Below are 10,996 nucleotides of genomic sequence, written 5' to 3'. Positions count from 1 at the left end.
CCTGTCAAGGGTTTTTGAAAGAAAATTTGTGGGTTTTTAAGTATAGAAGTATCCCTGGGGCCTACCCCAAAAACCCAATGAACTAGCCCTGTTACGGTATTTATGAGGTATAATGTATCAACATAAACGATATTCCTGACCCTGATCTCCGCGGAAAGTCTTGGTACATGCTCACCTGTTTGCTCGTCATCGGTCCTTGGCGGGGATATGATAAAAGCAAAAACTGGACCAAGGAAGCGCCCATCGATTATCGATTAAAGGGAAAAGTTCAATAGAAAGTTTACAAACCTGCTACGCCTTTTCGTTACTAATAGTAAAATAAACTTTTACATAATCTGCGAAGGACCAGAGGGATAAAAAAACAGCCCCCACAAAAAAGAAGAGGGCCCCATTTCTTATGAGCGTCACAAAGGGGCCATCCACAGAGAAGCGCTCTAGACTTACCACCAACAATGCCAGCGTCCCCGTTACCATATAGGTAAGGGCTTTTATCTTACCTCCCTTGCGGGCCCCCTGGCTAATTCCTTTTTGCATAAAAAGGGTCCGTAAAAAAAGGATGGCAAATTCCCTGTATACAATTATTCCCAAAAGAAGGGCTGGGAGAATTCCATCTAAGGTAAAACAAAAAAAGTAGGTAAGCCGAAACAGGACATCCGCAAAGGGGTCATAGAGCTTTCCAAAATCACCTACTTCCCCTCGCGCACGGGCTACAAAACCATCCACGGCGTCACTCACCTCGCCGGTGATAAAAAGAATCCATAGGACCGGCACCGTCCACGCGGGAGCAACAATACCAAGCCAGGAATGAAAAAAATACACGATATAAAAAACAGGCCCCACCACGAGCCTGAAAGAGGTTACTTTATCCGCTACTGTCATAAACACAGTATGGGATTTGACAACCCTCATGTCAAGTAATAATATCGTACTAGCGGATACGGAAAAGGCTGTTTCAGGCATGAAGGAAGAAAGAAAGCTTATCCATTCTATTTTGCTAACCGTCTCAATATACGCCCTTATTGAAATAGGGATATTTTTCTTTCTGCACAGGATGTATTCATTTACCCTTCGAAGTATTGGGCTTTTTTTGTTGGCCCAGATAGTTTTCCACGGGGGAATTATTATTTTTCTTATCAAGCTTCGTTCTTTCTTCTATATAATAGAAACCCAGCATCCCCTCGATCATATTAACGTGGCTAACAAGATAACCCTCTTCCGTCTTTCATCGTTGCCTCTTATCCTTTTCATTATTCTATTAAGCAAAGAGAAGCCCCTGGGGCCGGTATTAATTGCCGCCCTTTGCATCACCTTTATAACAGACCTGCTCGACGGAAGAATCTCCCGGCTTTTCCATCAGGTAACCCTTATGGGAAAGGTGCTGGATTCGGTGGGGGATTACTCGCTCCTTATAGTTATTGCTATCAGTTATGTCCGTTTCCAGATTATCAAACCCTGGTTTTTTATATTGCTTATGTTCCGCCTGTTTTTTCAGGCCCTGAGCATGCTCATCCTTATTACAAAGTATAAAACCTTTGAACCGCGGCCCACCATTCTCGGGAAGATGACGATTGCCTCTGTGATGGTATTATTTGTTATGGAGCCCCTGAGACTAGTGCCAAAAGCAAAATTCCTTATTCCTTTTATCGATATACTCGAAATAGGGGCGGCCCTTATCGTGTTTATATCGATTGGGGACAAGCTGTACTACTTTCTTTCTCAAGCGGGACTCATTAAAAAGAACCGTGCGTAACCCTTGCAGAAAACGGGGAATTCCACAGTGGTCCTTGTGGGGAAAAGGGTGGCCCGACTTGAACAGCATTGAACGGGGACCTGCCAGGGCAGCTGGTAAAAAGAGGGCCACGAGTAAACCAGCGCCGAACCAGTACCAGAAAGAACGGCCGTTTTTAAATATCTAAAATCCGCTTGATCAAAAATCCGACCAATCAAGGGACTTTTTACAAGCCAATGGGGCGTTTTTTTATAAGCCAATCGCAGGGGCCACCTTGCGCATCGCCAGGATCGTTTCCTGGATAAGTTGATCCAGGGGCATCCCCAGTCGTTCGGCCCCTTTTTCGATTACCTGCCGATTTACCCCTGCCGCAAAGGCCGCGGTCTTCCATTTCTTTTTCACCGACGACACTTCGAGGTCCATAACACTTCTGGAGGGCCGCACCAGGGCGCAGGCAGTGACAAAACCGGTAAGTTCATCCACCGCATACAGGGTTTTCTCTAAAAGACTTTGGGGTTCCACATCGGTACAGATGCCCCAGCCGTGGCTTTCTATAGCCCGAATAGTCAGTTCATCTATTCCTTCTTTCTGTAAAAGGCCCCGAACAACTTTGCAGTGCTGGTCGGGATACCGTTGATAATCGATATCATGCAACAGGCCTACCACTCCCCAGAGGTCTGGATCCTCTCCAAACAGACCCGCAAAGTGTCGCATGGCCGCTTCCACCGCCAGGGCATGACGCCACAAAGCCACATCATCGTTGTAGGTTCGCCACAAACGTTCCGCCTGTTCTCTTGTAGGAATCATACATTCCTCCGTGGTACGATATTTTGTAGCCTGCAACGGTTACCGTCTCACACATTGAAGCGGAAGAACATGATATCCCCATCCTGGACTACATATTCTTTCCCTTCGATTCGGTACTTCCCGGCCTCCTTTATTTTTGCTTCCGATCCATAGGTGATGAGATCTTCGAAGGAATAAACCTCGGCCTTTATAAACCCCTTCTCAAAGTCTGAATGGATAACCCCGGCGGCCTTTGGAGCCGTATCGCCCGCATGGATGGTCCAGGCCCGGCATTCATCCTCTCCTGCCGTAAAGAAGGTCCGTAATCCCAGAAGCCGATAAGCCGCATGGATAAGGAGCGAAAGGCCCGATTCTTCGAGGCCCAATTCCGCTAAAAAGGCCCGTTTTTCCTCTTCGCTTTCGAGGTCCGCCAGTTCCGCTTCGAATTTGCCACAAATCTTAATTACCTCCGTCCCCTCCGCAGCGGCAATAGAACGCACCTGGGCCACGTACGGATTGTCGCCCCTCATTCCCTGTTCATCCACGTTACACACATAAATTTGGGGCTTCATGGTGATAAGATGGGCATCATAGAGGGCAACTCGCTCTTCTTCCGAAAGGGGCGCACTGCGAGCGGGCTTTCCCTGTTCCAGCACCGCCTGAACCTTCTGGATTGCAAGAAGAGTAAGTTCCGCCTGTTTTTGCTGGTCCTTTCCCTGGACCTTGAGGGCCCGCTCGGCCCGCTCCCGGCGCTTCTGAAGGGTTTCGAGGTCCGCCAGGGCCAGTTCTGTATTGATGGTTTCTATATCATCCCAGGGGTCTACCCGGTTGGCCACATGAATAATGTCAGGGTTATCAAAGCAGCGAACCACATGGGCGATAACCCCCACTTCTCGAATATGGGATAAAAATTGATTTCCCAGACCCTCTCCTTTACTTGCCCCCTTTACCAGTCCGGCGATATCCACAAATTCTACCGTAGCGGGGACGACCCGTTTGGGATTAAAAATTTCCGCCAATTTTTTTAAACGAAAATCGGGGACATCCACAATGCCCACATTGGGGTTAATCGTACAAAAGGGATAATTCGCCGCCTCGGCGGGGGCCGAGGTAAGGGCAGAAAAAATGGTGGACTTTCCTACGTTCGGAAGTCCCACAATGCCACAGTTTAACGCCATGCAGGCATTCTACGGAGAAAGGAAAGGGGGGTCAAGGAGTTTTTGAAAGACAAAAAAGGATAATCGGGGGAATCGTCAGAAATGAAAAAACGGCTATTTTTTCAGGCCCCGCCAGGAGGCAAGCAATAAGGAACAATAGGACTTCGAAAATCAAACAAGGAGTCCCCTTTCACAAGAAAAGCATAGTATACTACCTCCATCATGAAATGTATCATAGGGGTGCTTTGTTTTTCCTTCGTTATTGTCTCTTGCGCGACGCTGCCGCCGGCGCAGGATCCTTCCGTGGCCTTCCGGGATGCAATCTGGGAAAATCTTACCGATGTTTCGATTAAGGAAGGAGGGGAATCACAGCCGCCGAGCCCTTTTACAACTTTTCCTCTTTCTACAAAAGAATTCGAGGGAGCACCACAGGCCACGGCAGAGTTTTCTTCCCAGGGGAAAACAGCTCTTCACACATATCTTACTGAATTTTATGAGCGCCTTGCCATAAAAAGTCCCTTTACCCATCAGTATGGGTTCATCCCCCTTCCTTCGCCCTGGGGAGATTACCAGCTTTTTGTCCATATATTGATACCATCCGACCCTTCTTCACGGGGAACTATCCTTATGCTCCACGGCTATGTATCGGATAGTAGCCGCCTCAGCCCGACGGCGGGGTATTTCCTTTCCCGGGGATGGGTGGTCCTGCTTACCGACCTTCCTGGCCACGGTCTTTCCACGGGGAAGCGAGGTGATGTGCCAGGTTTTCATCTTTATGGAGATATGGTGCAGTGCTTAGTAGAAGAATTGCTCCCCCGCTTGCCCCGCCCCTGGATGGCCCTGGGGCACAGCACAGGAGGACTTGCCTTGTTGGACTACTGTAGCCGTTACACCGCCCCCTTTGAACGACTTGCCCTATACGCCCCCCTTGTGCGAACAGCCTGGTGGAACCTGGCAAAGGGGGTTCGTTTCTTCACCAAACCTTTTTTGCACCACACCGCCGCCTATTCTGCCAGTCCCCTGGGGCTCCGGGTCTTTCCTGTCCACTGGTTCGATGAACTGGTTACATGGGAAAGGGGGGCGCAAAAAATTCAGGATTTGCGGCTTCCCCCAACCATCCTGATTCAACCGGACCATGATGAGGTGGTGAATAGCGAGTATAACGCCCGGTATATTACGGCGAGGGCTCCCCATGTTCAGCGTGTTCGATTAAAAAACATTGATCACTTTGAGCTCGATTCCCGTGCTCCCGTAGAAGAACTCCTGACGACTATTGAACAATTTTTTACCGCCCCCTGAACTTTTGTAAGCCCCGGACCGATAGGGAGCGCCATCAACCTTACAAGAGAACAAGTTCCCTATTCTTATATCTTGATAGACAAGCCGGACCTTTATTAAGAGGAACGCCCCGGACCGATAGGAGGCGCCACACATTTTACAAAGTGATACAAGCCCCAGGCTTACATCTTGAAAGCCCCATCGGGTCTTTAGTGGGGAAAAAGGCCCAGGACAAACGTCCAACTCTTACATCTTGACCCATCCTGTATTCCTGACTAAGCTTGGGGGCATGAAAGAAAAAGCGTTATTTCTCGGCATCGACTGTGGTTCTACCACCGCAAAAATCATTATTACCGATGAGACAGGGGAAATTCTCCACAAAGAGTACGCCTATCATCGGGGGAAACCCTATGAAGTGTTACACCACCTATTAAGCGAAAGCCCCTATCAAAAATTCAGCCTTGTGGGAGCCACCACCAGCACTCCCTATTTTGTCCACGCGGACTATCGAGGGGAAAATAAGATTTGTTTTATCGAGGCGGTAAAACGACGATATCCCTCTGTTCGAAACATTCTCCTCGTGGGGTCAGAGAAATTCGCCCGCATCATTTTTGATGAACAGGGTTCGTACCGAAAAATCCGGGCCAATTCAACCTGTGCAGCGGGAACCGGGAGCTTCCTGGACCAGCAGGCGGTCCGCCTGGGAATTAGTTCGGCGGCGAAACTCGCAGAACTGGCCAGCCAGGCGGGGGAACCAATTCCCCGGATTGCAAGCCGCTGTTCCGTCTTTGCCAAAACAGACCTGATTCATGCGCAACAAGAAGGCTGGTCCCTGGCAGAAATTTCAGAGGGCCTCTGCAGCGGCCTTGCCCGAAACATCGCGGACACCCTTTTCCCCGGCGAAACCCTGGAAGCGCCCGTCATCATGGTTGGGGGCGTCGCTTTGAACCAGCGGGTTGTGGCCCACCTCTCACAACTTGCCCACTGCCCCATCCAGACCGATGAACTAGCCCCCTTTTATGGGGCCCTGGGAGCCCTATGGCGGGCCCAGGCGGCGGAGCAGTCGCCAAATTCAAAGGGGCTTGCCGGTTTTCAGGTCCGCAGCATTCAAGAAATTCTAGGACACCAGGAGCAAAAACGGTCCTATGTCCATGCGCCCCTGGAAGGGACCCGGGGGAACTATCCATCTTTTACAGCCTGGAAAAGTGAACTGTATGTTTCACCCCTTTTGGGAGAAAAGAACCCGGTGGAAGTGGATATCTACCAGGATCTGGGAACCTATACCACCGCGAAAGAAGAGACGGGAGCCGTGGGGGTCCATGTGGGGATTGATATCGGTTCCACCAGTACAAAAGCCGCCATCATGGATCAGGATAATCACATGATGCTGGGGCTCTACACCCGTACTGCCGGGGACCCCATCCGGGCGGTACAGGGGCTTCTGGATACCCTTAACCACATCCAGAAGACGTACCGGATTCCCTTTACCGTCCTTTCCTGTGCCACCACCGGTTCGGGGCGAAAACTTATCGGCGCCATTATCGGGGCCGACGGCATTATCGACGAAATTACCGCCCATGCCCGGGCCGCCGTCACCCTCGATCCCCGGGTAGATACGATAATCGAAATCGGGGGGCAGGATTCCAAGTTCACCGTTTTAAAAGATGGGGTGGTGGTCTTCAGCCAGATGAATACGGTCTGTGCTGCCGGGACGGGGAGCTTTATCGAAGAGCAGGCCAATAAATTAGGGGTTCCCATCCGGGACTACGCGGATCGAGCCTTTGGGCACCCCGCTCCTGCCACGAGTGATCGCTGTACCGTGTTCATGGAGCGGGACCTGAACAACTATCAAAATGAAGGCTACACGGTGGAAGAATTGCTCGTGGCCACCCTCTTTTCGGTATGCGACAACTATCTTTCCAAGGTTGCCATGGAAGGATCGATTGGGGACCACATCGTCTTCCAGGGGGCTACCGCAAAAAACAAAGCTCTGGTCGCAGCCTTTGAACGACGTCTGGGAAAACCCATCGCGGTATCCCCCTATTGTCATCTTACGGGAGCGATGGGGGCCATCCTGCAGTACCAAGAAGATTGCCGGGCAAAGGGGACCCCAAATGCCGTTCAGAAAGCCGGGACTTCTTCGAACATCGACGAGAAAAACCTGGTCCAAGGGGATACCTCCCAAGAAGAAAGAATGCCCCATTATGCTCTCCAGGGGACAGCGGCGCAAAAGAGTGCCTTTAAAGGTTTTCAGCTAGCCTATGAGAACATAGAACAACGGAACGACCTCTGTTCGGGATGCCCCAACCACTGTAAACTCCATATCATCACCGTTCAGGGCGAAGAAATTGTGTACGGCTACCTCTGCGGCCGGGGAGCGGGAGATCGCACGTATGTATCCCGGAATCGATCGGGCTTTGATCTCATCCGGGAGCGGCGGGCCCTTCTGGAGCGATGTATTCAACGGATTGGGAATCCTTCGCAGAGCCCAAAGCCCCAGAATCTGGTAGAAAGGCTTTCCTCCGCGGTGGTAGGATTTTCCACCGGTACCATCGATCTCTTTAACGATTATCTTCACCAGGCGGCGGAACGGGCCCTCCAGGGGCTTTCCCCAAAAGAAACCCCACAGGACCGCCATGGGCCAGAAGATCTTAAGCATATCAAAATAGGAATCCCCCGGGCCCTCTACCTGCAGGAAGATTGGCGGCTGTGGCAATACTTTTTCCAGAGCCTCGGTTTTACGGTTGTCCCGGGCGAAGATACCAGCACAAGCCTTATCGAGGGCAAGCGAATTGCGGGGGCCGACTTCTGTGCCCCTATTTCGATGATCCACGGTCAGACGGCGGCGCTGCTCCAAACCTGTGATTACGTGTTCATGCCCATTTATCTTGAAGCCCCTCCGCGGCAGGACCAAAAACCCGCCACCAACGATGGGGAACGCCGTTTTTACTGCAATTATTCTCAGTACGTTCCCATGCTGATCTCCGTGGCTACCGGTGCGCCGGAACGCCTTTTGCGCCCCCTGGTGTACGCCCCCTTTGGGAAAAGCGAACAGGCGGTAGAAGAACTGCGGGAAAGCCTCCGCCCCCTCTACCAGAAATTAGGGATTGAACTTCCCCGACCCTCTCTTATTGAAAAACTTCTCCGGGACATTCACCGGATAAAGCGGGCCTACGATGAAACCCTGAAAGAACTGTACACCAAGGTACGACCGGAAGAAGAGGAGTTTGCCATCGTTCTTACGGGGCGACCCTATACAGCCCTGAGTAAGGGGATGAATAAGGGAATTCCCGATCTTTTTGCGGAACACGGCCTTAAAGTCTTTTTCCACGACATGCTCCCCCCATCTCAACAGTGGCAGCAGGAACATCAACTCCAGGCCTACCATTGGTACTATGCTTCAAAGGTGGTGGAAACCGCCTTGTACTGCCGGGATAATCCCCAGGTGTACCCTGTACTGGTAACATCCTTCAAATGCGGACCCGATTCTTTTGCAATGGAAACCTTTAAACGGATCCTGGACGAAGCGGAAAAACCCTATCTTATCCTGCAGGTAGACGAACACGACTCGGCGGTGGGCTACGAAACCCGGGTAGAGGCGGCAGTTCGGGCCTTCCGCAATCATTTTTCGACCCTGCAACGAACCGCCACGTCAGAATCCCGGGGCCAGAAAAAACCTGACCCCCAGGGCGAACCGGTGGATGCAGCCAGTTCCCCCGGTTCTAAGGGAAGCGCCCCGCCGGCGAAGATCTTTCCCCGGGATAAGACGGTGCTTCTTCCCAGCTGGGATCCCCTGGTGTGCCAGCTCCTTGCCGCGGCCCTGCGGGGTAATGGCATAGATGCCCATGTGCTCGAAGAAAAGCGGGAATACATTCAGCGGGCCATGACCTATAACTCAGGCCAGTGTATCCCCGTCAGCGTGATCGCCTATGAAACTAAGACCTACATTGAACACCATAGACTGGATCCCGCCAGAACTGCCCTCTGGATGGTGCGGGCCCTGTGGCCCTGCAATATCCCCCTGTATCCGCTTCAATTGGAGACCCTCTTTAAACGAGAGGGGAATGGTCTTGAGAAGGTGCAGATTTATAATGGGGATATGGTGTTCTTTGATGTATCGCCCCGGATGACCCTGGATGCCTATTACGCCTTTGCCCTGGGGGGCTCACTCCGAAAAATCGGCTGTCGCATCCGACCCTACGAAAAAATACCAGGGAGCACCGATAGTTTCATCCAGAAAGCCCTGGGGCGATGTATCGAAGCCTTAGAAAAACACCAGTCCATGACCGCCCTCATCCAAGAAATTGGGACTGCCATGCAGTATATTGAACGGTCAGAGCAGCCCCGGCCAAAGGTGGCTATCTTTGGCGACTTTTATGTGCGGGACAACGAAATCTTCAACCAGGACCTTATCAAGGCGATAGAAAAAGCGGGTGGAGAAGTGGTGGTTACCTCCTACGTGGAATACCTTAAGGCCACGGTGGATGCCTTCTTTGAGCGGCTCCTGATTGAACGGCGGTACGGGCCCTGGATGGCCTATCGAACTGTTATGGCGGCCATCAGTTCGGTAGAACGGCGGCTTGCCCGCGGAACCGGGGTTCGTCTCAGCGAGGGGAGTTGGACCAACAAAAAGCGACACCTGGCATACACCTACCTGGGGTTGCGTCCGGAAATGTCAGGGGAAAACTACGACAATGCCCTTAAGGTGCTCAAATTACTGGACGAGTATCCCGACATCAACCTGTTTGTTCAGGCGGCGCCGGCCTTCTGTTGCGCCTCGCTGGTAACGGAAGGGATGAGCCAGGCCATCGAAAACCTGACGGGGGTACCGGTCCTGACCATCACCTACGATGGGACGGGGGCCTACAAGAACGACCTCGTAGAACCATACCTGGCAAAATACGGCACCTAGGGAGTTTTGGGGCGAGTTCCGTCACGGCAAGTTTCGTGGATAAGCCCCTCGTAACAAGAAAGGGGCCACCCAACAGGATTTCTGTACCCCCTCTGCGCAAAGGGGGTAGATTTATTTTAAAGGGGGGATAGATGAAAACCGTACGTCGGCGTGTTTTTATAGCTATGGTAACGGGGGTATTTCTTTTTTCCTGTGCAAAAAACAGCGCCGGAGCAGTCCGAACAGAAAAGGCCCTTGCGGCCGCCCGACCGATGGTGGCTCCGAGCCCTGAAGCAGAGGGACTTTTGCTGGATGCCCAGGAAGGCCTTCCTCAACGTATTGACGATTCCACGAGTGGTGGCCCTGTGGCCGGCGAAACGGTCCCCAAGGAACGGAAACTCATCTACCGGGCTCAGGTAGAGCTTCGGGTATCGGACATACAAAAGGCCTTTAGCGAAGTCACGGATTTGCTCAAAAGCTTTGGGGCATATCTAGCCCATCAAACCACCACGGAGGAATCCATTACCGCCGAAATCCGGGTGCCCCGGGAACAGTTTCAGAACATGCTTACCCGATTGGAACAACTCGGCAAAGTACGGACAAAAAATATCTTTACCGAGGATGTAACCGACACCTATTTTGATCTGGAACAACGGATCAAAAACAAACGCACCCTGGTAGAACGGTACCGGGAGTACCTTAAAAGCGCAAAAAATATCGAGGAAATCCTTAAGGTGGAACAGGCCCTGTCCGACGCAACCTACGAACTGGAACGCCTGGAAGGTTCCTTTACCCAGCTCAGCCAACAAATAGCGTACAGCACCATCAATCTTGTTTTAGAACCCCTGATGCCAACGGGCTCAGAAAAAAGCACGTTTCTAGAAAAACTCCAGGAGTTCTTTGCCAGTTATGGGGAAACCCTGGGAAACATAGTTATCGTCATAATTGGCCTTGTGGTATACGGCATTCCCCTGCTTCTGATAGGCGCCTTTGTCTGGTATCTTTCTTTCGGCAAGATAGGGCTCGTCCGAAAGCTTTTCAGATTGATACATTCTGAGAAAAAAGCCCCACCCCGGAGGGAAATATAAAAGCTTAGTTTATCCTCCTATAAAAAAAGGGGTTGCAAAAATCCCCCTGAAGCAGGGAAGTAGAAGG

At 51.5% G+C, this 10,996-nt stretch carries 7 protein-coding genes; 4 read left to right on the top strand and 3 right to left on the bottom strand.

Annotated features, from left to right (window positions below; genetic code table 11):
• Positions 1 to 291: 291 nt before the first annotated feature.
• The gene (gene pgsA / locus C5O22_RS06055; protein ID WP_132780317.1) at positions 292 to 879 is read right to left on the bottom strand and encodes a CDP-diacylglycerol--glycerol-3-phosphate 3-phosphatidyltransferase; all 588 of its coding nucleotides are present in this window, start codon (positions 877 to 879) and stop codon (positions 292 to 294) included.
• A 28-nt stretch (positions 880 to 907) separates the two neighbouring features.
• Between pgsA and C5O22_RS06050 the strand changes: the two genes are divergently transcribed.
• Positions 908 to 1,750, top strand: coding sequence for a CDP-alcohol phosphatidyltransferase family protein (locus C5O22_RS06050; RefSeq protein ID WP_132780316.1), 843 nt, complete (start codon positions 908 to 910; stop codon positions 1,748 to 1,750).
• Positions 1,751 to 1,978: 228 nt separating this feature from the next.
• Here C5O22_RS06050 and C5O22_RS06045 read toward each other — a convergent pair whose 3' ends face one another.
• Positions 1,979 to 2,536, bottom strand: coding sequence for an HD domain-containing protein (locus tag C5O22_RS06045; protein WP_132780315.1), 558 nt, complete (start codon positions 2,534 to 2,536; stop codon positions 1,979 to 1,981).
• A 47-nt stretch (positions 2,537 to 2,583) separates the two neighbouring features.
• On the bottom strand, positions 2,584 to 3,693 hold the full coding sequence (gene ychF / locus C5O22_RS06040) for a redox-regulated ATPase YchF (RefSeq protein WP_132780314.1): 1,110 nt from the start codon (positions 3,691 to 3,693) through the stop codon (positions 2,584 to 2,586).
• A 201-nt stretch (positions 3,694 to 3,894) separates the two neighbouring features.
• Between ychF and C5O22_RS06035 the strand changes: the two genes are divergently transcribed.
• From C5O22_RS06035 to C5O22_RS06025, 3 genes are all read left to right on the top strand, one after another.
• Positions 3,895 to 4,971: an alpha/beta hydrolase gene (locus tag C5O22_RS06035; protein ID WP_132780313.1), complete on the top strand. Its 1,077-nt coding sequence runs from the start codon at positions 3,895 to 3,897 to the stop codon at positions 4,969 to 4,971.
• 268 nt (positions 4,972 to 5,239) lie between these two features.
• Complete coding sequence (locus C5O22_RS06030; protein ID WP_132780312.1) at positions 5,240 to 9,862, top strand: acyl-CoA dehydratase activase; 4,623 nt, start codon at positions 5,240 to 5,242, stop codon at positions 9,860 to 9,862.
• A 131-nt stretch (positions 9,863 to 9,993) separates the two neighbouring features.
• Positions 9,994 to 10,929, top strand: coding sequence for a DUF4349 domain-containing protein (locus C5O22_RS06025; protein WP_132780311.1), 936 nt, complete (start codon positions 9,994 to 9,996; stop codon positions 10,927 to 10,929).
• Positions 10,930 to 10,996 lie beyond the last annotated feature (67 nt).

Source organism: Treponema sp. J25 (assembly GCF_004343725.1).
Classification (GTDB): Bacteria; Spirochaetota; Spirochaetia; order Treponematales; family Breznakiellaceae; genus J25.
This window is presented reverse-complemented; position numbering and strand designations above follow the sequence as displayed.